Annotated in this window: 22 protein-coding genes; 7 read left to right on the plus strand and 15 right to left on the minus strand. The window is 59.6% G+C overall.

Annotation, left to right across the window (positions count from 1 at the left end; all coding sequences use genetic code 11):
- Positions 1-160: 160 nt before the first annotated feature.
- On the minus strand, positions 161-1066 hold the full coding sequence (locus K3G63_RS00465; protein WP_220612138.1) for a branched-chain amino acid transaminase: 906 nt from the start codon (positions 1064-1066) through the stop codon (positions 161-163).
- Between the two features lie 511 nt (positions 1067-1577).
- On the opposite strand from K3G63_RS00465, the gene K3G63_RS00470 reads away from it, so the two are divergent.
- Entirely contained in the window at positions 1578-3122 is a 1545-nt protein-coding gene (locus K3G63_RS00470) for a hypothetical protein (protein ID WP_220612139.1), read from the plus strand.
- Here K3G63_RS00470 and K3G63_RS00475 read toward each other — a convergent pair.
- From K3G63_RS00475 to K3G63_RS00485, 3 genes are read right to left on the minus strand one after another with little or no spacing between them, the layout of a single operon-like run.
- The gene (locus K3G63_RS00475) at positions 3106-4569 is read right to left on the minus strand and encodes a carbon-nitrogen hydrolase family protein (RefSeq protein ID WP_220612140.1); all 1464 of its coding nucleotides are present in this window, start codon (positions 4567-4569) and stop codon (positions 3106-3108) included. The two genes, K3G63_RS00470 and K3G63_RS00475, sit on opposite strands and share 17 nt — an antisense overlap.
- A 58-nt stretch (positions 4570-4627) precedes the next feature.
- Complete coding sequence (locus K3G63_RS00480; RefSeq protein ID WP_220612141.1) at positions 4628-5494, minus strand: hypothetical protein; 867 nt, start codon at positions 5492-5494, stop codon at positions 4628-4630.
- Positions 5495-5506: 12 nt separating this feature from the next.
- Positions 5507-5968 (minus strand): ABA4-like family protein, encoded by a 462-nt coding sequence (locus K3G63_RS00485; protein WP_220612142.1) that lies wholly within the window; start codon positions 5966-5968, stop codon positions 5507-5509.
- A 207-nt stretch (positions 5969-6175) separates the two neighbouring features.
- On the opposite strand from K3G63_RS00485, the gene K3G63_RS00490 reads away from it, so the two are divergent.
- Positions 6176-6835, plus strand: coding sequence for a hypothetical protein (locus K3G63_RS00490; RefSeq protein WP_220612143.1), 660 nt, complete (start codon positions 6176-6178; stop codon positions 6833-6835).
- A gap of 143 nt (positions 6836-6978) precedes the next feature.
- Here K3G63_RS00490 and K3G63_RS00495 read toward each other — a convergent pair whose 3' ends face one another.
- From K3G63_RS00495 to K3G63_RS00505, 3 genes are all read right to left on the minus strand, one after another.
- The gene (locus tag K3G63_RS00495) at positions 6979-7404 is read right to left on the minus strand and encodes a hypothetical protein (protein ID WP_220612144.1); all 426 of its coding nucleotides are present in this window, start codon (positions 7402-7404) and stop codon (positions 6979-6981) included.
- A gap of 284 nt (positions 7405-7688) precedes the next feature.
- Complete coding sequence (locus K3G63_RS00500; protein WP_220612145.1) at positions 7689-8804, minus strand: AMP-binding protein; 1116 nt, start codon at positions 8802-8804, stop codon at positions 7689-7691.
- A gap of 215 nt (positions 8805-9019) precedes the next feature.
- Entirely contained in the window at positions 9020-9736 is a 717-nt protein-coding gene (locus K3G63_RS00505) for a DUF1266 domain-containing protein (protein ID WP_220612146.1), read from the minus strand.
- Between the two features lie 162 nt (positions 9737-9898).
- On the opposite strand from K3G63_RS00505, the gene K3G63_RS00510 reads away from it, so the two are divergent.
- Positions 9899-10138 carry a hypothetical protein gene (locus K3G63_RS00510; RefSeq protein WP_220612147.1) on the plus strand — a complete coding sequence of 80 codons (240 nt, stop codon included), beginning with the start codon at positions 9899-9901 and terminating at the stop codon, positions 10136-10138.
- Positions 10139-10204: 66 nt separating this feature from the next.
- On the opposite strand, the gene K3G63_RS00515 is transcribed toward K3G63_RS00510, so the two are convergent.
- The 8 genes from K3G63_RS00515 to K3G63_RS00550 all read right to left on the minus strand — a co-directional run bounded on the left by K3G63_RS00515 (position 10205) and on the right by K3G63_RS00550 (position 16997).
- Entirely contained in the window at positions 10205-10876 is a 672-nt protein-coding gene (locus tag K3G63_RS00515; RefSeq protein WP_220612148.1) for a DUF1266 domain-containing protein, read from the minus strand.
- Between the two features lie 122 nt (positions 10877-10998).
- The gene (locus K3G63_RS00520; protein WP_220612149.1) at positions 10999-11352 is read right to left on the minus strand and encodes a DUF6370 family protein; all 354 of its coding nucleotides are present in this window, start codon (positions 11350-11352) and stop codon (positions 10999-11001) included.
- A gap of 37 nt (positions 11353-11389) precedes the next feature.
- Positions 11390-11908 carry a hypothetical protein gene (locus K3G63_RS00525; RefSeq protein WP_220612150.1) on the minus strand — a complete coding sequence of 173 codons (519 nt, stop codon included), beginning with the start codon at positions 11906-11908 and terminating at the stop codon, positions 11390-11392.
- A 191-nt stretch (positions 11909-12099) separates the two neighbouring features.
- Positions 12100-12924, minus strand: coding sequence for a 1,4-dihydroxy-2-naphthoyl-CoA synthase (gene menB, locus K3G63_RS00530; protein ID WP_110977904.1), 825 nt, complete (start codon positions 12922-12924; stop codon positions 12100-12102).
- Between the two features lie 14 nt (positions 12925-12938).
- The gene (gene menD, locus K3G63_RS00535) at positions 12939-14894 is read right to left on the minus strand and encodes a 2-succinyl-5-enolpyruvyl-6-hydroxy-3-cyclohexene-1-carboxylic-acid synthase (RefSeq protein WP_220612151.1); all 1956 of its coding nucleotides are present in this window, start codon (positions 14892-14894) and stop codon (positions 12939-12941) included.
- 74 nt (positions 14895-14968) lie between these two features.
- The gene (locus K3G63_RS00540; protein WP_220612152.1) at positions 14969-15295 is read right to left on the minus strand and encodes a hypothetical protein; all 327 of its coding nucleotides are present in this window, start codon (positions 15293-15295) and stop codon (positions 14969-14971) included.
- 32 nt (positions 15296-15327) lie between these two features.
- A complete protein-coding gene (locus K3G63_RS00545; RefSeq protein ID WP_220612153.1) occupies positions 15328-16569 on the minus strand; it encodes a chorismate-binding protein in 1242 nt (413 codons plus the stop codon).
- On the minus strand, positions 16566-16997 hold the full coding sequence (locus K3G63_RS00550) for a hotdog fold thioesterase (RefSeq protein WP_220612154.1): 432 nt from the start codon (positions 16995-16997) through the stop codon (positions 16566-16568). The genes K3G63_RS00545 and K3G63_RS00550 overlap by 4 nt, the downstream gene beginning before the upstream one ends.
- Before the next feature lie 202 nt (positions 16998-17199).
- Between K3G63_RS00550 and K3G63_RS00555 the strand changes: the two genes are divergently transcribed.
- The 4 genes from K3G63_RS00555 (at position 17200) to K3G63_RS00570 (ending at position 23990) form a co-directional block, all read left to right on the plus strand.
- Positions 17200-17823 carry a histidine phosphatase family protein gene (locus K3G63_RS00555; protein WP_220612155.1) on the plus strand — a complete coding sequence of 208 codons (624 nt, stop codon included), beginning with the start codon at positions 17200-17202 and terminating at the stop codon, positions 17821-17823.
- 353 nt (positions 17824-18176) lie between these two features.
- A complete protein-coding gene (locus K3G63_RS00560; protein WP_220612156.1) occupies positions 18177-19934 on the plus strand; it encodes a pyruvate dehydrogenase complex dihydrolipoamide acetyltransferase in 1758 nt (585 codons plus the stop codon).
- Between the two features lie 373 nt (positions 19935-20307).
- Positions 20308-21171 carry a methylated-DNA--[protein]-cysteine S-methyltransferase gene (locus K3G63_RS00565; RefSeq protein WP_220612157.1) on the plus strand — a complete coding sequence of 288 codons (864 nt, stop codon included), beginning with the start codon at positions 20308-20310 and terminating at the stop codon, positions 21169-21171.
- A gap of 263 nt (positions 21172-21434) precedes the next feature.
- The gene (locus tag K3G63_RS00570; RefSeq protein WP_220612158.1) at positions 21435-23990 is read left to right on the plus strand and encodes a TonB-dependent receptor; all 2556 of its coding nucleotides are present in this window, start codon (positions 21435-21437) and stop codon (positions 23988-23990) included.
- Positions 23991-24059: the final 69 nt, after the last annotated feature.

A 24059-nucleotide genomic window follows, 5' to 3' on the forward strand; every position in this document is an offset into this window, starting at 1 on the left:
TCCTGTCGAGCTGGTCGAGGCATCTCGCTCGAATCGTTGGGTTAGTACCACAACGTCAGCACGCGAGATGTCTCGACAAGCTCGACATGACATTCTGATAAAACGGTAGAGATGCTTCGACTGCGCTCAGCATGATAGGTAGTATTGTGGTAGGCCACTACTAAGCTTGCTCTGCGAAGCTGGCGTTGCGGCTCACGGCTTGCCCCGTTACCAGCGCTTGGTAGTGGCTGGCAAGCATGCCACCGATGGTTTGCTGGAAGGGGGTGTTGAAGCTGATGTCGTCTACCGAAGCAATGCCGATGACCTCGGCGGCAGTGCCCGTCATGAAGGCAGCCGAAGCCGTGCGCAACTCCTCGGGCGTGAAAAACTTTTCGTGCACCGTGATGCCGGCCTCCCGGGCCAGATCAATAATGGTATTGCGCGTGATGCCGCGCAGAATGCTGCCCTGGGGTGCCGTGTACAGCTCGCCGTCGCGCTCAAAGAAGAAGTTAGCGCCGGGGCCTTCGGCTACGTACCCGTTCATGTCCAGCAGCAGGGCCTCATCGTAGCCGCGGCCTTTGGCCTCGGTGCTGGCAATGATGGAGTTGACGTAGTGGCCGGCTACTTTCGCCTCGATGGGCACGGCCTTGGGGTTCGGTCGCTCGTAGGGCGAGATGGTCAAGCGCAGCAGCTGGTCGCCGAGGTACTTGCCCCATTCCCACACCGCAATCAGCACGTTGCTGCTGTTGGCGGCTTTCAGGCTCATGTTGGGGGTAGCAGCGTACACCAGCGGCCGGATGTAGGCGTCCGTCAGGTTGTTGCGCTCCAGCACCTCGTAGCTGATGCGCGTGAGCTCCTCCACCGAGTATTCTAGGGGCAAGCCAACGCACTTGCACGAGTAGTGCAGCCGCTGGTAGTGCTCCTCGGCCTTGAAGATGCGCGCCCCGGCCGGGGTGTTGTACGCCCGGATGCCTTCAAACACGGCGTAGCCATAGTGCAGCGACTGGGCATACACCCCACAGGTAGCCTGCTCGGCCGATACAAACTCGCCATCCAGAAAGGCAACGGTGTTACTGGTGTAGTACATAGAGGTAGAGGGGGTAGGGAGAGAATAAGTGTCAGCTATGAAAAAAGCCTTCCTCAGCACCAGGCTAAGAAAGGCTTGCTGTGATGATGAACACGCAGTTTCTTTCAGCCTGGAAGCGGCAGCATAATGACCGATAGCACGAGAAGAACAGCAGGTTTCATGGCAGGCAACAGGGGAAAGCAGGGGTAGTACAAGCGGAAAACGAAAGCTCGGCGGCGACTTGGCTGGGTTCTATTCTTTTCGGGGCGTGCCGGCCGCTGCTGGTGCGTCCGGCGGGCGTTGCCCCAGGGCGGGTAGCTGGCCGCCCTGGGGCAGCTAGCGGAAGAAATAGTCCAGACCAGGAGGTGGAAAAATGCTCGGGCATATCATCTTTACAGCGCTAGGATGCCTGCAAGTACCACAGCTGGTAAGCATGAGTAAAACTTTTTTCTTGCTTAGATACTATTTCAAAATCTTTATATAATGATTGTAAGTAATTTATAACCAATAATTTGACTTTTGGCTAACTACAATGCCCAACGAAAATACCGACCCGGTTTTTCAGCTCATCAAGACCCTGACCCGCACCGAAAAGCGGCACTTCCGCCTGTTTGCCAACCGGCAGGGCTCCTCTGACGGGCTGAAGTTTCTGCAGCTTTTCGATGCCCTCGATGGGCAGGAACGCTACGATGAGGAGCGGGTGCTGGCCCAGGTGCCGGCCATCAAAAAAGTACAAGTAGCCAACCTCAAGGCCAACCTCTACCGGCAGCTGCTGGCCAGTTTGCGCATGTACCACGCCGGCCACAACCTCGATATTCAGCTTCACGAGCAGCTTGATTACGCCCGCGTGCTTTACAACCGCGGCTTGTACCAGCAGAGCCTGCGCATGCTGGAAAAGGTGAAGGCCACGGCCCAGCAGGCCGAAATGAAACATATTGTGTTGCTGGCGCTGGATTTCGAGAAGCTGATTGAGGGTCAGTACATCACGCGCAGCCTCCGCGGCCGGGCCCGGGAGCTGTCGGATGAGGCCACGGATACGGTGCGGCACGTTGCGCGCGAGCATGAGCTCTCGAACCTGGCCTTGCGCATGTACGGGCGCTACCTGAAAATTGGGCACACCCGCAACCAGCAGGACTACGACAAAATCACGGCGTACTTCCGCGAGGGTTTGCCCGTGCTAGACCCCCGGCAGGCCGGTTTCTACGAGCAGCTGTACTACTACCAGGCCCACGTCTGGTACTACACCATCACCCAGAATTTTCGCCTGTGTTTCCGCTATGCCCAGAAGTGGGTGGATTTGTTTGAGAACAACCTGCTGATGCGCGAACAGCAGCCGATGCTCTACATCAAAGGCCTGCACAATCTGCTGATTACGGCCCACAACCTGTTGTATTATAGCAAGTTTGAGCAGGTGCTGGCGGAGCTGGAAGCCTACGCCGCCGACCCCGACCGGCGTACCAGCCCCAACATTGAAATGCTGCTGTTTCTGTACATCTACACGAATCGGCTCAACGGGTATTTCATGCGCGGGCAGTTCACGGAAGGCCTTACCATTATTCCGGAGTTGCTGGAAAAGTTGGATTACTTCCGCATTCAGCTTGATTCGCACCGGCGCCTGGTGTTCTACTACAAAATTGCCAGCCTCTACTTCGGCAGCGGGCAGCCCGACAAGGCCATTGAGTACCTTAACAAGGTGATTTACTTTAAGGAAATGAGCCTGCGCGAAGACATTCAGTGCTTTGCCCGCATCCTCAACCTGATTGCCCACTACGAGGCCGGCCGCGACGAGGCCCTGGACTACCAGATTCGCTCGGTGTACCGCTTCCTGGGCAAAATGAACGACCAGCAGCAGATGCAGGAGGCCATCTTCCAGTTTCTGCGCACCCTCGGCGACGTGGCTCCTTCTCAGGTGAAAGACGCTTTCAGCAAGCTCAAAAACCAGCTGATTCGCATTGCCGAAAACCCTTACGAGCGTCGCCCTTTCCTCTACCTCGACATCATTTCCTGGCTGGAAAGCAAGATTGAGAACGTGCCCGTGCAGGAAGTCATCCGGCGCAAGTTCAGGCAGCTGAAGTAACGATGTACCGGTCAGGGCTACGTCTGGCGCGTAGGCTTAGCAGCAGAAAGCCGGTGCCACCGGCCACGCAGAGCCAGCCCAGCACATTGCCCACGCGGGTGTAGAGGGTAGCCACGGGCGCAGCTACCGGTACGCTTACCAGCAGGGTGCTGCCCGGCAGGGAGTGGCTGACTTGCTGGGCCAGCACGCGGCCGTAGGCATCACTGACAGTTAGCCAGCCTTCGCGCGCGGCCCGCACCACGGTATATCCGTTTTCAACGCCCCGGGTGGCCGTCATACGGGAGGCAAGCCAGCCATCCAGGGTAAAATCCCAGGCCGGCACCAGCAATACGGCCGCCCGCCGGAGGCCATAGGCGCGGCCCAGCGCGGCAAAGTGCATGTCTTTGCAAATGGCGAGGCCATAGGGTTGCCCCTTAATCAGGCGTACGTCGTAGGCGCGGCCGGCGCTGAACTCGCGCTCCGGTGGGGCCAGGTAGTGCTTCTGGTAGGAGGCGCTGAGCTGGCCGGCGGGGGTAAACAGCCACAGCAAGTTGCGGCGCTGCTGACCGTCGTCGGTGCCTACGCCTACTTCCAGCCATACGTGGTGGCGGGCCGCCAGGGCCCCGAATTGCTGCTGCCACTGCCGGGCCTGAGCCGGAGGCAGCACCGCTAGTTTCTCGGGTAGTACCACCACCTGGGCGCCTTGCGCGGCCAGGGTGGCAACGTGCTGCTCATACTGGCGCCGGATGTTAGCCCCGTAGGCTACCGAGGCCCGGAAGCCAATAGCATCATCAATGGCAACGAGGCCAAAAGTTGTTGTCGGGCCCGTGAGGGGGCGTTGCAGGCGCCACACCCCGAAGCTAAGCGCCGCTATCAGCAGCAGGGCCGTAGTGGCGTAAACACTGGCCGCCCCGCGCAGGCGCCAGCCGTACGTACCGGCCACGGCCAGCGCCGCCGGTACCAGCGCAACCAGAAACAGCAGGCCCGCTACGCCACACAAGGAGGTAAGCTGCAGCAGCGGCAACTGGGCGGCTTGTGAATAGGCCAGACTACCCCAGTTGCCGTCCGGCAGCAAAGCCGCCATCAGCGTGTCCAGCATCACCCACAGCACCGGATACACCAAAACCGTCCACCCGGCCTGGTAGCGCACTACCAGGCGGCGGGTTGTCGTCACGATAAAGGTCCACAGCAGGTTTTGCGCCAGTACCACGGCTACGGCCGCCGGCCCCGGCATCACCAGTTGGTAGTACGAAAAATTGGTGCTGACCCCCACCAGCGCCGCCAGGGCCACCAGCCAGCGCACCGACCCAGCCGGCGTCCGGAAGGCCAGGCCCAGCAGCAAGGCCGGTGCCAGCCACGCCGCCCACCACACCGGCTGAAGCCCGACGGCCAAGCGCAGCAGTAAGCCCGTGATAAAATAGCTGAGAAATCTGAGCAGGAAGGGGTAAGCCGAACGCTGGGAAGTCATGGTATTCCGGGGAGAATGGGCTCGGGAGAGCAAGCGGCATCGGCTGAATATAAAAGGATTACCGGATTATCAGCGGCCTGCCATCCAGGGCCTGGACAAACAGCAGCCCAACTACCCCCGCATACAGCGCCGCCCCTAGCCACGTCAGAGCGGTTGCCTGTTTCGGTAAGGTCCGGCCCAGAAACCAGCCCAGCAGTGGCACGGCTTGCAGGGCATGCAGACCCAGGAAGTGGGCAACACGCAGGTCGCCGGCGCGGGTGCTCCACCCGAGGCCCGGCAGGCCGGGGCCACCGTCGGGGGCGCCCACCGTGTGCTGGTTGAGGTGAATCATCATGCCGCCCAGCACGCTGCCTACCAAAAACAGCAGCAGGCCCAGGCGCACGCCCCATACGTAGCCGGCGGTGCCGTGCGGGCGGTGCCGCCACACCAGACACACAGCCCAGATGGTGAGCACAGTGTTCAGCAGAATGAATACGCCCATCAGGTTAAACACCAGAATATCGAAGCCACTGGCGATGTTGTAATGCGAGGTAGTTCCGCGGGCCGCTTGAGTTACAATGCACGCCGTTTCCACCACCATGCTCAGGGCCACTCCGCGGCTGATGCGACGCACGCCTCGCTGCGCGGGAGCGGGCAGATCGGCCAGCAGCCAGGCCAGCGTCCAGAGGTAGAGCAGGGCCGACAGCGCAAACTTAGCCGGCTTCACCCACACCAGCTGACCGGTAACCATGCGTTGGTCGACGAGGAGCAGCCCTAACGCCAGCAGTAACAGGGCACCGTGGCCCCAGCCGGTCCGGGACAGCACCGGATTGACGCGGTGCAGCACGCGCAGCCACTCGGTTACCACGGCTACGGGCGCCGGCTGCCGGTTATCAAGCTGAGAAGTGGAGGGGGAAGCTGTTTTCAGGGGTAGGGCAGCAGACATGGCGACGAGCAACTAAAGCGTGGCAGAAGCAACAGAAGCAGTATCAGCGCGGCCGTAGAAGCGCCGCACCAGGCAGTAGAGCAGCAGCCCCACCGGCCCAAGCATGAACGTCAGTACCAAGCAGGGCGCTAAGAGCAGGTGGGGGACACCGCGGCGCCGGGCGTCCAGACTTTCCCAGACGCCAATGCCCAGGTCAAAGCAGAGGTAATGCACCCAGCCGGCCAGCAAAGCCCAGGGGTCCTGGAACAGCGCCGCTACCTCTGCCAGGGAGCCAAACCCGCCCTGGCTGGCCTGAGCGCCTAGGTAGTGGCTGCCAATGAGCACAGCATAGGCTCCGGCCAGCACCAGGGGTAGAGCGCCACTGAGCACTACACGGCGGGTACCGGCCCAGCGCGGCGCCAGCAGCAGCAACAGCCACCCCAGCAGTGCGGCCGGATTTGCCAGGGAAAACAGAAAATCTGGGGTGAGAGCCATGGCCGTTTGGGCGTTAGTGACCTTGCAAACTTGCCGCAATACCCGGACCCGTGCACCTCTAAACCAGGCGAAGCAGCAACCCAAACCGGTGAGCCGTCATCAAAAGCCAGGCGAAGCGTAAGGCAGTGATACAACTTACCCTGGTATCGGGCGTACTTTTGACCTGTGGAAACTGCCTGTCTACTCCGTTTGCTGACGTGTTTCGTCTTGTTGCCTATTGCCCTGCCCGGCTGGGCTACCAGTGCGCCTGCCTACGATAGCACCTTTGTGCGCCAAGCCCACCGCCGCGCCGTCTTTCAGTTCGATCAGCGCTTCTCCATTCTCAACGGCAAGGTGGTAGGAATTAACGGGCTGAAAGGCGGCATTGAGTGGCGCGGACGCTGGCGCGCGGGCCTTGGGGTGTACCGCCTTTCGGGCGGCGTACCTACCCGCATTGCCCAGCCCGAAGGCACACCCGCTGGCACCCGCGACGAAGTCCGGTTCCGCTACCTGGTAGCCTACGGCGAGTACGTGTTTATTGGCAACCCGCGCTGGGAGCTAAGCACGCCGCTGCAACTGGGCGGCGGGAGCTACTACACCAAATACTACTTCCCGGATGGCGGAATCCAACGGACTAACAACCAGTTTCTGTTTGTTATTGAGCCCTCCATTGCCGCTCATTACCGCATATTTCGCTGGGTTGGGGTGGGTGCTGGCACCGGCTACCGGCAAGTAATGGCGGCGGGCAAGCAGCCCCAGGACGAAATGAGCGGCGTCATTTTCTTTGGCCGCGTCAAGCTGTTTCTTGGCGACCTACTTAAGGTAGTGCGCGGGCACGAACGGCTGTTTTCCCAGCAAGGACTTCATAGCACCAAAGCCCCCCAGTAAGAAGCTCAGGCTCTGCAGGGCTAGCCCCTGTTGCCCATAGGCTGCAAAAAACCTACCCCTTGATGCAAGCGAAAGAAGCATCAAGGGGTAGCAGTTTACAGCGGGGGTAGAGGTTTTCTGCCGTAGCCTGTTAGGAGAGGGTGCTAGCGGGGGCTGGCTACCCCTTGCGCCGACAGCGGACGGCGCAGCACGTAGCGACGCACGTACTCGCTGGGCTCGCCTTTGGTGTAGTTGATGGGCTGCTCCAGAATCTGCACGATTTCCCAGCCCCGGCTGCCCATGTAATTAAGGGCGCTGATAGTGGTAGCAAACACCTGAATCTTGCCGGCCTCGCGTACTACCTGCTCCGAGCCACCGAGCTTCTCGTAGCCATACCCAAAATCCACGTAAATGTCGCCGCTCTTTTCTTTCTCCGGCTTACCCAGATTGACGGCCCCCGTGCGCATCAGTTCACAAAATTCGTAGCGGATGGGCTCTGCCTGCAGAGGGCGCACTACCGATGGAGTTTGGGCCCGGCTGGCCGAGGCCAGGATAAGCATCAGGGCTAAAAGGGAGAAGAAATGCTTCATGTGCGGTTGTGAATAAAAAGAGAGGTAGCGAAGGAATGGAGGTGCTTGCCCAAGGCCGGCATCTGCTTTGGTTAACCGGTTTTGAGGGGGTAGGCTACGGAAGTCGGTACAATGAATTACAGGGCGAACTTGGCCCCGCTGTAGCGCCTGATGGTCAGAGCAAAAAGTTTGTACAAAACAACGGATATTTTAACAAAACCAATAACCGTTAGCGTACCTCAACCATAAATCATGCGGACAGCCCAATCCATGCTTGTCTCGCAGGTAAAAGGGGTGCCGGCAGCTTATGGGGCGCTCTGAATGGTAGCCCGACGGTCGAGCTTGCCGGAGGCCGTAGTGCTGAACTGCGGTACAAATACCAGTTCCCGCGGCACCTCATACTTGCCCAGGCGCTGACCCAGGAGCGCCTGAAGCTGCTGTTGCTGCGCAGCGGGCAGTGCAGGGCCCTCCAGAAAGGCGCTTACCTGCTCGCCCAGGCGCTCATCGGGTCGGCCGGCCACGAAGGCGCGCGTCGTGAGTCCCAACTCCATCAGGGCCATTTCCAGCACCTGCTCTACTTTCTCGGCCTGCACTTTCACCCCGCCGCTGTTAATGACAAAATCGGCCCGGCCGAGCCACTCGAACGTGTGCGCATCCAGCAGGTTTACCCGGTCGTTGGTGGTAATGAGCTCATTGCGGGTTACGTCGGCCTGGATGGTGAGGCAGCCGCGCTCGTCCTGGCCTACCTCAATACCAGGCAGCACCCGGTAGGTAGGAGTAGGGTTTGGGCCATTAAGGCGGCGTAGGGCAATGTGGGAAGCCGTTTCCGTCATGCCGTACGTTAGGTACACGGGCACCGTCAGCTGCTGAATGTCGCGCTCCAGGCCCTTTTCCACGGCGGCGCCGCCCACCAGAATTGCTTTCATGCGGCTGAGGCGTGGCGCGTGGCCAGCCGCCAGTATCGCCCGCAACTGCAAGGGCACGAAGGAAGTAAAATCGAAGTCAGCCTCTGCGGGCACCAGCGCGAACGGGTCGGCCTGCGGCTCCACAATGGTCAGGTGCATACGCCGCTCAAAGGCCCGCACCAGCATCATGATGCCGCCTACGTACTCACAGTTCAGGCACACGAGCATCCGCTCGCCGGGACCCAGATCAAAGTAGTCGCCGGTGCGGCGGGCCGAAGCTTCCAGCTGCTGGCGCGTCATGGTCACGGATTGCGGCGTGCCCGTAGAGCCAGAGGTGTGCAACGTAAATTCCTGGGCGCCATTCAGCCACTGCCGGCAAAAGTCCAGCACTCTAGCCTCGTAGCCATTCAGGTCGGTGGGCGAGTTGGCGGGGTACTGCTGTACATCGGGGTAGCGGAATTCGCGGCCGTTGAGCAGCAAGGAGTCGGGCAGGAGGGCAGATTCAGAGGCAGACATTTCAGAAGAAAGAGAGACCAGCAGCAAAGATGGAGTAATACAAACTGCAACTACATACGAAGCTCCCGGCATAAAGCTCCGTTGCGGCGCCCTGCCAGATGATTTACGGTGACTGAACAGGTAGGGCAAGAGGCGACCTTGAGCAAACAGCATGAGCTGCAAGCGCCTTCTAAATCCGGTATTCTTGGCCGTACCGAAGGGTGGTGCTAGCGGCTTTATTCTACGGGGTAAACCTGCCAAGGAATGTCGCGCCACAGGCTTACCCGTGATTCTAGTAGGTAGCGGGCTATATCGGCAATATCCCCGTGCTGTTCATTGGGCAAATCCCACATCATACGCCCCGCCACGAAACCCGTGGTAAAACTCTCCCACGAATCATACTCGCGCAGGGCGTGCCGGGTGGCGGCATCAATAAAGGGCCAGGCCTGTTCCCAGGTAAGGTAACCGTAGTCGTAGCACCAGCGGGCCACGGTCACGGAGCGGGCATAATCCCAGGCGCCTACCTTCCCAACCTCGCGCTTTTTAAGAAATGGGTTATTGGCAAATTGAGTGCGCCAGTGCAGCGGGTTCTGCTTTAGCTGGCCCTGAAACTTCTGGCGGTGTCCCTCCTCGCGGAGCCACTGCAGTATTTCCAGCGCATCCTGGGTGTCGTAAATCCCCCACCATTGGGCTATAGTTTCCTTCCTTTCTTCTAGCCGGTCAGGCTTAAGCTGAGGCAGAATTTTGATGGGGTTGTCGCCGTAGAAGAAGAGAATGGCGCCGGTAGCCAAGCCCCGTATCTCCGTTTTCGATGGTTGCCGTACGGGCTGCGTAAGGTCGAAGTCCGCTAGGTCCCGCGCGCCGTACTGCCGTAGGTTGTCATTCTCTAGCTGGATAGCAGCCTGTTTCTTGTTGCTGAAGAAGATGGAGATAGAGCGAAGCAATTCACGCATAAGCAGCAAGGGATAAGAAGGTGATAAACCTATTGCGGCCCCTATATATAGAGTAAACTTCCTTGATTTTACTTGGGCTTATGGATGGGCTTACTGGCTTCCTGAATAGCTAGTAACCCTAGTTGTGCTTGACTTTCGTGGTGTAAACGCTGTATCTTAAGTATGCACCAACCACCAAACGCCATGCAGCCCACCGCCCCAAGTCCGTTTGTTCTGGCCCGAACCTGTGTTTTCCGGCGCTACCTCACCTTCCGCAACCACGTAACGGTACCCATTGCTGCCCCCGTCAAGGATGCCGCCCGCCAAGCGCGCAAGCTGCTGAAGAAACGCATCAAGCACGAGCGGCTGCGTAACTTCTTTGGTTGGTGCGAAGGCTGCGCTGCGTATGGATCTATCTTCTAAAGTTAAACAAGGCATAAAAACAGCAGCGCTACCCAAGTAAGGTAGCGCTGCTGTTTTTACAGAAGGTTAGTCCCACCATTCTTCGTATTCATGCCAAGGGCACTCTACCCAAACGTTGTTTTGGGCCGTGAGCAGGTACTCAGCGAAGCCCCCCAGGATCTGGTGGCCTTCAATATCGTCGGGGCTCCACATTACGCGACCCGCCAAAAAGCTAGTGGCCAGCTCCTCCCACGAGTTAAACTCGCGTAGTGCCAGCTTCGCGCCTACGTTGAAATAGTGAAATGCCGTGTCATCGTCAATTAGCCCTACATCGCGGGTCCAGTAGGCCAGATTAACGATGCGGGCGTAATCCCAGCCGGCAATGGAGCCTACCTGCCGATGACGGAGAAAGTCGCTTTCATCAAAATGCGGGCGCCAGCGGGCCGGGTCGCTGTTGAGGCGGGGCTGCAACTTGGCCCGGTGGCCGGTAGTGTGCAAATCCTGCAGGCACTGCAGCGCGTCGGCGGGCGTTTGGATGCCCCACCATTGGGCCAACGAACGGCGGGATTCTTCCCTTCTTTTCTTCTTGATAGGAACCAGCCTTTTCATGGGTTGGTCGCCGTTGTAAAAGAGAATAGCGCCAGTCGCTATTGCCCGTTTCGGGCCGGGGTTTAGCTCAATCTGCTCTCCGGAAATCTTGTAATCGTACGGGTCCGGGACCCCATAATCATTGATGTTTTCCTCTTGATCTTCTGTCATAAGAAAGCTGGTGGGAGTAATATGAATAACTGGAACTCGATTCTATACTACTAGGAAAAGCTACTGTGTAACAGCTGCCCTAGGCAATGACTACCTCAGCAGATAGGCCTATCCGGCACCTATTACCTGCTTTTGGCAGGCTCAGGCAGCAGCTTGAAATACGTGGCCTTAAAGCGGTTGTCGACTACCTCGCCCTGTACCTCCGCCCGCCGAATGGCCTGGCAGAATCCGTCCTTGGCGTGGGCGTCGCCGTGCGAGTCGATGGTGGTGCCATCCACGAAATAAGCTTTGCCATCGAAGCGCACGGCCAGGTCGCAGCTTTTGCCTGGTAGGCCCAGCTGGCATTGCCCGCAGGCGGCCTGCACCACGCGCACGTCTTTTTTGGGGTCAGGAGCCGCCGTTGTGGTGGTGGTCTGGGCCTGCGCTGCCGATACGGTAGCGGCGCTGGTCAGCAGCAGAAATAGCAACGGTTTCATGGGGTAGGGAAAGGCGAGAATGTTCCGAATACGCAGCTTACGTAGCGGCCACCATAGTAGCTACCGCGCCGGCCGACATAGCCATGTAGTAGTTGGTGCAGTGAATAGCTACCAGAATGAGTAGGTGCCTGGCCTCAAAGGTTTCGAAAAGCTCGGTGCTACGAATGGCGTAGTCGTGCTTGGCTGTGCTCCATTTGAAATCAGGCTGGATGGTGAGCAGCTCCTGGCCGTGCTTGTCCTGTAGCACGTAGGTGTTTTTCATCAGGCTCTGGTTTTTCAGGACCAACGCTCTGTTCTCGCCACCCAACTTGGATTTCAGCACGATGTTGCCGTTCCAGTGCATCGTGAAGCTGAGTAGTACCGCTTCCTGGTCTTTCACCTCAATGGTAGTGCCCCAAAACCCTTTGGGCTCAACGCGTAAGGAAGTACCATCGGCCAGGGTCAGCGCCGCTTTAAACGAGTACCACTCCATGTACTTCAATTCGCCCAGCGGCGCGGCCTCAGCTAGCAGCGTAAACGTGCGGGCTTCCATTGATTTAACCTGGTATTCAGCCATGGAAGTAGTATCGGAAGATAGAAAGCAGTTAGAGGGGTAGGCCACTACGCCCCGGCTGTTTGTCAGGCCGTAGCACGGGGCCAATATAGCAGGATTCAGTATGCTGGTAACGTAGTGCTTTTCTATGCTTCCCATTAAAAAAGGCCCGCACATTGCTGCACGGGCCTTTTTTGTAGCTATAGAGAATACGCTTACGGGAATTTGGGGAACTTCGAAAAGTCAGGCTTGCGCTTTTCGATGAAGGCGTTCTTGCCTTCTTTGGCTTCTTCGGAGAGGTAGTAGAGCAAGGTGGCGTTGCCGGCCAACTCCTGAATACCAGCCTGACCATCGAGTTCCGCATTGAAGCTTGATTTCAGCATGCGCAGGGCCAGGGGGCTCTTTTCGAGAATTTTGTGGCACCAGGCTACGGTGGTTTCCTCTAGCTGCTCCAGCGGCACTACCTTGTTTACCAAGCCCATGTCGAGGGCTTCCTGAGCATTGTACTGGTCGCAGAGGAACCAGATTTCGCGGGCCTTTTTCTGCCCCACAATGCGCGCCAGATAGCTAGCGCCGAAGCCGCCGTCGAACGAACCTACGTTGGGACCAGTCTGGCCGAAACGGGCGTTTTCAGCGGCAATGGTCAGGTCGCAGACGACGTGTAGGACGTGGCCGCCCCCAATGGCCCAGCCGGCCACCATAGCTACCACGGGCTTGGGGATGGAGCGAATCATTTTCTGCAGATCCAGCACGTTCAGGCGGGGTACGGTGTCCTCGCCCACGTAGCCGCCGTGGCCGCGCACGCTCTGGTCGCCGCCCGAGCAGAAGGCTTTGCCGCCCTCACCCGTCAGGATGATAACGCCGATATCGGTGCGGTTGCGGCAGATGTCCATGGCCTCAATCATCTCCTGCACCGTGAGGGGCGTGAAGGCATTGTGCACCTGCGGGCGGTTGATGCTGATTTTAGCAATACCGCCGTGCTGCGTGAAAAGAATTTCGCGGAACTCCTTAATCGGGGTCCAGGTAAGTTGTTCGGCCATAAGGTGGGCAGTAGTTAGGAGGAAAATGAGGTCCGGACCGCGGCCCGGTACTGTTCAAAGAACTGGGCGTTGGTCTGGCTGTCGGTGGTAATTTCGAGCAGACTGGCGCCGGATTCGGGTGCAAAGAAAACCGGTAGCGCCGACTCTAGTTCAGCGAAAGACGAAACGGCGAAGTAGCGCAGGTTAAAATCGCGCGCCGTATTCTCGGCGCGCAGCATCTGACGCGTCTCGAAAAACTCTTCCAGCTCCGGCTGCTGGCGCGGCCCGTCGATGAGGCGGAAAATGCCGCCCGCGTGGTTGTTGAGCAGAATGACGCGCAGATTGGGGGTAGGGTAGTTGTGCCAGAAGGCGTTGCGGTCATAGAAGAAAGCTACGTCGCCGGTGAGCAGCACTACGGGCCGCTCCGGCTGGGCCAGGGCCGAACCTACGGCCGTGCTGTTGCAGCCATCAATACCACTAGTACCCCGGTTGGCGAATACCTCGATGTTTCGGCCCGTCGGTAATCCCAAAATATTAGCGTAGCGCACGGCCATGCTGTTGGCCAGGTGCAGCGCGGCATGGTCGGGCAGTTGCTGCAGAGCTTGGTAGATGGCCGTAAACTCGTTGAACGGCTGGTTGGGCTGCTGCATGAACTCCTGCAGGAAGCCAGTAGCCCAGTTTTCGGCAGCCAACCAGGGCTTCAGATAAGCAGCTTTAGTGGTCGTCTGCGCTTCGTTGAGCTGTCCGCTGCTACCCGGCCAAGTAAGCCTTGGCGTGCCGGTAGGGGTAGGAACTACCGCTACGCGGGTGGCATCCTGGGCAGCGGCGTGGCTAGGCGCGGTAATAATTGAAATCGGGCCTTTAGAAGCTGTGGTTGCGCCAGTAATCGAACCTGCATCAAGTACTTCTGAGGCACCTATACTATCCGTTGTACTACGCATGTTCTCCATCAACAGAGCGGCAAAGAAATCAGCCGGCTCCATGCGGATGGTCTTGGTCAACGACTGGAACGTGTCGGCTACTACTCCCACGGGTTGGATGTGCCAATGCTGGGCTGGTTTGGCGTTGCGCAGGTAGAGTTTGAGGGCTTTAGAAATAAGGGACTGGCCGAACGTAATGAGCAGCTCCGGTTTCAGAGCTTCCTTCAGGCCCGGCTCCGGCACGGCCATAAATATATCCTGGCGGCCCAGGGGCCGCAGGCGCTGGTCGTAGCCGGGGGCGGCGGGCAGGTGCAGGTTGGCAATCAGGTCGCCTACTACCGGCACCTGATAGGCTGCCGCGAACTGGCGCAACGCCAGCAGCAAGTCCATATCGGCCGGGTGCTGACCGGCTACCACCAGCACGCGGCTGGTGTTGCGGATGGCTTCGGCTAGCTCCGTGAGGGTAGGGCCTGGCAGCTGGGGCCGGCCCGGCAGCTCGCGGGTTACTTTCACTGGGCCAAATGTCAGCTCCTCGCCGGCCTTGGGGTAGAAGGGCTCCCGCAGCGGCACGTTCACCTGCACCGGCCCGGCCGGAAACTGCTCAGCCAGCCCAATAGCTTCCGACACTAGGCGGGTGGCGTGCCACTGCGCATCGGCGTGGGTAGTATCAGTAGGGAAAGTGAAAGAGCCCTTGGCGTGCGCCCCATACAAATCCGTCTGCCGCACCGTTTGGCCGTCCAGCTGGTCAATCCATTCCGGGGGCCGGTCGGCGGTGAATACTACCAGCGGAATCTGCTGAAAGTAGGCCTCCGCTACGGCCGGCGCATAGTTCAGGCCCGCCGTGCCCGAGGTACACACCAAGGCCACGGCCCGCCGCTGCGTTTGGGCCAGCCCCAGCCCAATAAAGGCCGCCGCCCGCTCATCGGGCACCGTTCGTACCCTGATTTCTGGATGGCGCGCGAAGGCAATGGTCAGCGGCGCGCACCGGGAACCCGGCGACAGCACCACATCCGTAACACCCAGCCGGGCGCAGATTTCAGGGATGTTATGAACAGCTTGGAGGGAAGACATGGGGTAGGAAATAGAGGCAGGAGCTGAATTCAGCTACGTCAGAACGAGTGTATAAGCGAGGCTATAACCGATGGCTAGATGTGAATGTCTTCAGGCTTTACTCCGGCTTCGCGCATAATGTCGCAGGCTACATCGTAGAGAAAGTCCCGTTCCTCAGTATCAAAATCGTCGGTATCCCACTCCTCCAAAAACGACTGGGTGGCAGCCGTCAACTCCGGGCTGCCCGGTGCGGCCTTGCGCAGAGCGCTCTGCAAATGCCGCACGAAGCCAATAATGGCCTGTTGCATGTCTTGCTGCACATCGTCGTCGGAGGGGCGCAGGCCGCGGGCCTCCCAGCTCTCCGCCGAAAAATTATTGCGAGTGACGTAGGCTTCGAGCTGCTGATGGATGGTAGTGCTCATGGAGGAAGGGCAAGTAAATAACGAAGCTTTGTTTACGCTGAAGCCGGGGAAGGTTCCTGCAGAATAGCCCCTACGGTGCGCAACTTCAATTCGGTTTCCTGCCACTCACGGGCGGGGTCCGAGTCGATGGTGAGACCAGTGCCAGCGTAGAGGATGGCTTCTTGGAGGCGCAGCTGCAGGCAGCGGAGATTTACGTAGAGGCGGGCCACGCCGGCATCGGGTAGGTTTACGGGACCCAGGAAGCCTGCATAATATGCCCGGTCGTAGCCCTCATGGCGGCGCAAAAACTCCAGGGCGGGCTGCTTGGGTACGCCGCCCACGGCGGGGGTAGGGTGCAGCAGCCGCAGCATATCGGTGCCGAGGGTCGGGAAAGGAACCTGGGTGAGGTGCACGGCGAAATCGGTGCGCAAGTGCAGGAGCTGCCCGGCGGCCACGGTGCGCGGGCCCCGCTCGTCGTACTCGCGCAGGCGCAGCTGCTTAAAGCAGTTCACAATGTAGCGGGCTACCATGGCGTGTTCCTCCAGGTCTTTATGGGCCCATTTGGCTGTAGCCGGCTTCATGCCTGGCAGCAGGGGCTGGGTGCCTGCCAGCGCCATCGTCCGGAATACCTGGTTCTCATCTATTTCGGCCAGCACTTCGGGTGTAGCGCCCAGCCAGGTTCCTACCCCCGGAGCACTCACCAACGATACAAAGGCATTGGGGTAACGCTCCTGCAGCTCAGCAAAGGCTGCCAGCGCATCAAACCCAGCGGGCAGCGCCCGGCGTACTGCCCGGCTCGATACTACTTTTTGCACCGTGCCGGCCTCAATAGCGGCCACCCCGGCCGCTACCAGCGCCTCGTACTCGGCCTGCGAAGCCGTGGCCGGCACCGGCTGACGGCTCAGGTGCCAGGGCAGTTCCGCAGTTTCGGGGAGGGTAGCAAAACGCTGCCGCAGCTCCGGTAGGCGCGCCGCCGCCGCGGCACTCACCTGAATTTCCTCGGGCTGCGCCAGATCAAAAAACAGGTCGGCCGGCAAAAAGAGCGGCGGGTTGTGGTCGGAGTCGCGAAAGGGAAAGAAGGCAAAACCGGCCGGAGCCGTGGGCTCCAAGGCGGGCGGCAACCCCACATACGCCGAATCGACTTTCAGACTCAGGCACAACCGGGGCTGCTCAGTACCGGGCAGCCGCCACAGGGCCACCGGTCGGCCGCTGGTGAGGGCCAGCGCCACCAGCCGCCGCAACCGTTCGGCTACAGGCAGCTCGGGCTTCCAGGAAATGCGCTGCAGGCTGCTCATGCCTGCGGTTTTGCTGAAGGCAGGTCGATGACGGCCATGGTGATACGGCTGATGCAGACCAAAGCGCCGGTTTCCTCGTGCGTAATCCGGATTTCCCACACCTGCGTGCTACGCCCTACGTGCAGCGCCGTGGCCCGCCCAATTACGTAGCCGTCGCGCACGCCTTTGATATGGTTGGCATTGATTTCCAGTCCCACGCAGGCTTGCTTCGTGGGGTCGAGCTTGGTAGCGGCGGCCACGCTGCCCAGGGTTTCGGCCAGGGCCACCGAGGCGCCGCCGTGCAGCAGGCCCATGGGCTGGTGGGTACGCCCATCTACCGGCATGCGCCCTTCCAGGTACTCGTCGGTGAGGGCGGTCAGTTCAATGCCGAGGGAGTCGGCCAGGGTAGGGCGGGTGCTGACCCACTGTTTAATTTGCTCCAGCGTCATGGATAGGGGCGGGGTGGAAGAGGCGGTGTTTCCCGGAAAAAGGATGTTGCCTCTCTTCCGTTATAACAAAGTCGGCGCTTGATGTTCCGGGCCGACCCGCCCTGCGTATACGTAAAACAGAAGAACAAACTCTGCCCTCTGACACGTCCTTTCCAGCGAAAAGACCGTACTTTAAAGCAGAAACAGCAAAACTAGCGGGAAAGTGAGCGTCAAAAAAATCTACCTCATCCGCCACGGACAGACCGATTTCAACGTGCGCGGAATTGTACAGGGCAGTGGCGTCGATTCCTCGCTGAATGAGGCTGGGCGTCGGCAGGCGGCGCGTTTTTTCGCGGCCTACCGTCATATTCCCTTCGATAAGGTGTACACCTCCGTGCTCCAGCGCACCCACCAGTCGGTGCAGGGCTTTCTGGAGCTGGGCCTACCCCACGAGCAGCACGCCGGCCTCAACGAAATCAGCTGGGGCACCCGCGAGGGTACGCGCATCACGCCCGAGGAAGACGAGGAATACCACCGGGTGCTGCAAGACTGGAAGGCCGGCCGCACGCACGTAAGTATGGAAGGCGGCGAAAGCCCCGACGACGTAGCGGCTCGCCAACGCCCCGTAATTGAGCTACTTACCTCGCGCCCCGAGGAGAAAACAGTGTTGGTGTGCATGCATGGCCGGGCTATGCGCGTGCTGCTCTGCCAGCTGCTGGGCTACCCCCTCAGCCAGATGGATTCCTTCGAGCACCACAACCTCTGCCTCTACCAGCTCGATTATACCGGCTCTATGTTCACCGTCCGCAGCTTCCTCGACGTGCGCCACCTGCAGGAGGCCGTGTAGCGCCCGGTGGGGCAGCTTGCCCTCATGCCGGCTAGCACTACCAATTATGGAAAAGCTGTGCAGGCAAGTAGCCGTGCCCCCGCCGTAAACGATTTGCCTCGTTTGGCATAACCAACCGTAGTAGTACCTAGTCAACCCCACCCTGTGCCTTCCTAGGGCCGTTGGGGGTGGCGTATAAGCAGGCCGGGTAAGTTTAGTCGGATGTTTCGACCGTAGAAGGCGTAGCGTTCTGCGAGCCGAAGAGCAAAGGCGAAAATTCGCTGTTCTAGGCCTCTTCATAGAAGAACGGCTTTAGTTTGCACCCCCAAAAATTCGGGCTAATTTTGGCCCCACTCAACCCAACGAAGACGCAGATGGCCGAACTCATAAAAATGCCCAAAATGAGCGACACGATGACCGAAGGGGTCATTGCTTCGTGGCTCAAAAAAGTAGGCGACAAAGTGAAATCCGGGGATATCCTGGCCGAAGTTGAAACCGACAAGGCCACGATGGAACTCGAAAACTACGAGGACGGCACCCTACTCCATATCGGCCCGAAGGAAGGTGAAGCCGTACCCGTAGACGGTCTGTTAGCCATTGTTGGCAAGGAAGGCGAAGATATTTCCGCGCTGTTGAATGGTGGCGGAGCGGCTCCGGCTCCTGTGGCCGAAGCTCCCAAAGCGGAAGCTGCGCCAGCTCCGGCCCCCGCGCCTACCCCCGCACCCGCTCCGGCTACTACTCCGGCCCCGGCTCCTGCACCCGCAGCCGCTCCGGCTGGCAACGGCAAGAAAGCCACCATCATCCGGATGCCCAAAATGAGCGACACGATGACGGAAGGCACCATCGCTGCCTGGCTCAAGAAAGTAGGCGACAAAGTAAAATCCGGCGACATTCTGGCCGAAGTGGAAACCGATAAGGCAACCATGGAGCTGGATAACTACGAAGACGGCACCCTGCTCTACGTAGGCCCGAAAGAAGGCGAAGCTATTCCGGTAGACGGCATTCTGGCCATCATCGGGGAAGAGGGCGCTGATGTACAGGCCCTGCTTGGCGGCCAGTCGGGCGGTAGCGCCTCACCCGCTCCGGCGGCTGCGGAAGCTGCTCCGGCCCCCGCTACTTCGTCGGCTCCGGCTCCGGCTGCCGAGGAAGCTCCGGCCCAGAACGGCGGCCGCATCTTCGCTTCGCCCCTGGCCAAAAGCATTGCCAAAGACAAAGGCATTGACCTGAGTACCATCAAAGGCTCGGGTGAAAACGGCCGCATCGTTTCCCGCGACCTGGAAAAAGCCCAACCCTCGGCTGCTACTGCTCCGGCCGCGCAACCTGCTGCCGCTCCTTCCCAGCCCGCCCAGGCGGCCAACACGCAGTCGGAGTACATTCAGGCCGCCCTCCCCGAGCAGCCCAAAGCCGCTCCGGCTCCGGTGGCTACCCCTGCAGCGCCAGCCGCTGCCGAAGGCACCTACACCGATACGCCGGTGTCGCAGATGCGCAAGGTAATTGCTCGCCGTCTGTCCGAGAGCCTGTTCACGGCTCCGCATTTCTATCTGACGATGGAAATCCTGATGGACCGCGCCATGGAAGTTCGCACCCAGCTCAACGCCCTGTCGCCGGTGAAGCTGTCGTTCAACGACATGGTTATCAAGGCATCGGCCGTGGCCCTGAAGCAGCACCCCGCCATCAACTCCTCCTGGCTCGGCGACAAAATCCGCCAGAACAAGGTGGTGAACATTGGCGTGGCTGTGGCCGTGGACGAAGGATTGCTGGTGCCGGTAGTGCGCAACGCCGACGGCAAAGGCCTCTCGGCTATTGCTACCGAGGTGAAAGAGCTGGCCGGCAAAGCCAAGAGCAAGAAGCTGCAGCCCAGCGAGTGGGAGGGTAGCACCTTCACCATCTCCAACCTGGGCATGTTCGGCATTGAAGAGTTCACCGCCATCATCAACCCCCCGGATGCCTGCATCCTGGCCGTGGGTGGCATCAAGCAAACGGCTGTCGTAAAAGACGGTCAGCTGGCCATCGGCAACGTGATGAAAGTGACGTTGAGCTGCGACCACCGGGTAGTAGACGGTGCCACCGGCGCCGCCTTCCTCCAGACACTGAAGAGCTTGCTGGAAGACCCCATGCGCATGCTCATCTGATCAGTGCGAGCAGCATAAGACCAGAGAAGCCGGCCCACTAGGGCCGGCTTTTTTGTTGCCAAAGGGGTAGCAGTCGGTAGCTGCAACGAGAGAGTACTACGCGGACTTTGCTATAAGAATGTGTCATGCTCTGAGCGAAGTCGAAGCATCTCTACTTCTGGCTAATCAAGGGGGTAGTACTAGCAACCGCTCCATACCCCACGGTTTAAACCTGAGGCCAGTGAACGTCTAATTTTAAGCAGTGAAAATGCTTCGCGTCCGCGTAGCAGGACTGTTGCTGCGGTTTCTGCCATATTCGCAAACTGCGCAAGATTCGGATTGAACCGGGGCCAACGGGCTGATACTTTTGAGGCAGTACTACCCCTTCCTCGTTATGCAACCTTCGCAAGCTGAGCTGGATTATGCCCGCGTGGAGCAGGCCATCGAATACATTGCCACGCACTTCACGGAGCAGCCTTCCCTGGACGATATTGCGGCTCATGTGCACCTGAGTCCGTTTCATTTTACCCGTCTGTTTACGCGCTGGGCCGGTACCAGTCCGCAGCGGTTCCTGCGGTTCCTGACCAAGGAATACGCCAAGCAAGTGCTGCGAGAATCGGGGAATGTGCTGGCGGCTACGTACCAAGCGGGCCTGTCGGGTACCAGCCGCCTGCACGATTTATTCGTGACCTACGAGGCCATGACCCCAGCCGAGTACCGAACTCAGGCTGCCGGCCTGCTGATTCGCTACGGCTTTCACCCCACGCCCTTCGGGGAATGCCTGCTTAGCCTCACCGACCGGGGCATCTGCGGCCTGACGTTTCAGCCTTCGTCGGAGCGGGCAGCGGCTCTAAGCCAGCTGCAGGCTACCTGGCCCGGTGCTGTCCTGCAACCCAACGAAACCGAAACGGCAACAATAGTGGAGCAGCTATTCGGTTCCGCCAGCCTTGGAGTTGTGAAGCCACTACCCCTCTTGCTGAAAGGAACCAACTTTCAGATTAAGGTGTGGGAAGCACTGCTGCGGATTCCGGCCGGGGCCGTGGTGTCGTACCGCCACCTGGCAACGGCCATTGGGCAGCCGGGTGCCAGCCAGGCCGTAGGCGGCGCTATAGGAGCCAACGGAATCGGCTACCTGATACCCTGCCACCGCGTTATTCAGCAGCACGGCGGGCCAGGAGGATACCGCTGGGGTAGCGCGCGAAAGCAGGCCTTATTGGGCTGGGAGGCTGCCCGCTTCAAGCGGTTCGTGGAAAAGTAAGGGGTAGGCGGCTGTTTAGATAGCCTTCTGTTTCTAAGGCAAGATTCAGGAAACTCACTAAAAAATGCTCAGGCCTACCCATTGCTGCCACCCTGATGAGCAAATGAAAGGTCTATAGAGTGTCAGTTGCCCTTGATTTTTAAGCCCCCAATGGCTTAGTGGGCAAACCAACAGCACAACTTTATTGCAAATGCCCTATACTTACCGGCGGTGGGAGCCACGCCGGCGGCACCCGATTGTGAATCTTTCAATCGAGTAAGGGTATGAAGCAGAATTTACTGGTAGCAACGCTGTGCGTAGCAAGCGCCAGCGCCTTTGCGCAAGGACAAACGCTGAGCGGCCGGATAGTGGATAGTGCAGGTAAGCCTGTTATTGGGGCTACAGTGGTAGAAAAGGGGACTAACAACGGCACCGCTACTGGCAACGACGGCCGCTTCACCCTGAAAGCTCGCACCGCTACCCCCCGGCTCCTGGTAAGCTCCATTGGCTATGCATCCCAGGAAGTAGCAGCCAGCGGCGGGGAGGTAAGCGTAACCTTGGCCGATGCCTCTACCGGCCTGGGCGAGGTGCAGGTAGTAGGCTCCCGCAGCCAGAACCGCTCCGTTACGGATTCTCCCTCACCCGTGGATATCATTGATTTGCGGGAAGTAACCACTAAAACCGGCCAGCTCGATGTGAATCAGCTGTTGCAGTTCGTGGCACCCTCGTTCAACTCCAACCGCCAAACCGGCTCCGACGGCGCCGACCACGTAGACCCCGCCACCCTGCGCGGCCTCGGCCCCGACCAAACCCTGGTACTGGTAAACGGCAAGCGCCAGCACCAGTCGGCCCTGGTGAACCTGTTTGGCACCCGCGGCCGCGGCAACACCGGCACCGACCTGAACGTGATACCGGCCGCCAGCATCGAGCGGATTGAGATTCTGCGCGACGGTGCTTCGGCCCAATACGGCTCCGATGCCATTGCCGGCGTTATCAATATTGTGCTGAAAAGCTCGGTGAAGGAGCTAACCGCCAACGTCAACTACGGGGCCTACGACGCCAAATACCGCTTCGATGACGAGAATTTTGATGGCGGCAACTTCAACGCCAATCTTAACTACGGCATCGGGCTGGGGGAGGGGGGTAGCTTTGTGAATGCCACCGTCGACTACAACCTGCGCGAGCATACCCAGCGGGCCAACGTGCCCAATGCCGATGGGCTGGCCCGCCGCGAGTACGGCGACCCGGAAATCCGCAACCTCTCGGGTTACCTCAACTCCCGGTTTGCGCTCAGCGACCGGTCGTACTTCTACGTATTCGGGGGCGGCAACAAGCGCAAGGGCGACGCCTACGCCTGGACGCGCTTCGCCGACGACGACCGGAACGTACCGGCTATTTACCCCAACGGCTTCGACCCCATCATCAGCAGCGACATTTGGGATGCTTCGGCGGTGGCGGGTCTGCGCACGCCCCTGGGCGAGTGGGAGCTGGATTTGAGCAATAATTTCGGCTCCAACCGCTTTGAGTACGGGGTCAAGAACACGCTCAATTCCTCGTTGGGCGCCAGCTCACCTACCTCGTTTTACGCGGGAGGGTTTCAGCTCCAGCAGAACGTAGTAAACCTGGGCCTGACGCGCAATTACAAAACCGTACTGCAGGGGTTGAACGTGGCCGCCGGGGCCGAGTGGCGCCGGGAATGGTACTCGCTGTTTGCCGGTGAAGAAGCTTCCTACGCCAACTACGACCCCCAATCCGGGGCGGCCAGCGGCTCTCAGGGTTTCCCTGGGTTCCAGCCCACCGACGCCATCAAGGCCCAGCGCGACAACGTGGCGGCCTACGCCGATGCCGAGCTGAGCGTAACCCAACGCTGGCTGCTGGCCGGGGCCCTGCGCTACGAACACTACTCCGACTTCGGCAGCACCCTCAACTATAAGGTGGCTACCCGCTTCAACCTCACGGAGTTTCTGACGCTGCGTGGCACCTACAGCACCGGGTTTCGGGCGCCTTCCCTGGCCCAGGTAAACTTCAATTCTACCTTCACCAACTTTATCAACGGTGAGCCGGTAGAAGTGCTGCTGGCCCGCAACAACAGCGCCGTAACCCAGAAGCTGGGCGTGCCCAGCCTGAAGCAGGAAACCTCCCAGAATGCCAACATTGGGCTCACCAGCCGCATTGGCTCCTCGCTGAGTTTGACGCTGGATGGCTACTACATCAAAGTAAAGGACCGGGTGGTGCTCACCAGCCAGTTCTCGGCCGACGACCCCACCATCGGCCCCGATTTGCAGGCCCTGAACGTAGACCAGGCGCAGTTCTTCGCTAATGCCGCCGACACCCGCTCTCTGGGCCTGGATGTGGTAGTAAGCCACACGGCTACGCTGGGGGCAGGTCGGCTGAACTCCACGCTGGCTGCCAACTTCAACCAACTGCGGATTGACCGGGTACAGACTTCGGGCCGCCTGACGGGTAGAGAGGAAGAATTTTTTGGGCCCCGAGAGCAAGCCTTCGTGAAAGCCTCAGCCCCGCCCTCCAAAATCAACCTCACCTTCGACTACCAGGTAGGGCGCTTCGGGGCGTTGGTGCGCTTTGTGCGCTTCGATAAGATTACGCTCATCGACTGGGACGGTGCCCTAATGGAGTACGACCCGCGCATTACCACCGACCTCACCCTGAACTACGCGCTAACCAATCAGTTGCAGTTCATTGTGGGCAGCTCCAACCTGTTCAACCGCTACCCCACGCTGTTCGACCCCCAGCGCACGGAAACCGGCGGTGCCTGGGACCCAGTGCAGATGGGTTCGAACGGCCGGTTTTACTTTGCTAAATTGCAGGCCCGTTTCTGAGTAGGTGTCAGCTGCTACTATCTGTCATCCTGACGAAGGAAGGACCTCTGCTGAAGGTAACTTGGGTTG

It is taken from the genome of Hymenobacter sp. HSC-4F20 (assembly GCF_019599275.1).
Lineage (GTDB): Bacteria > Bacteroidota > Bacteroidia > Cytophagales > Hymenobacteraceae > Hymenobacter.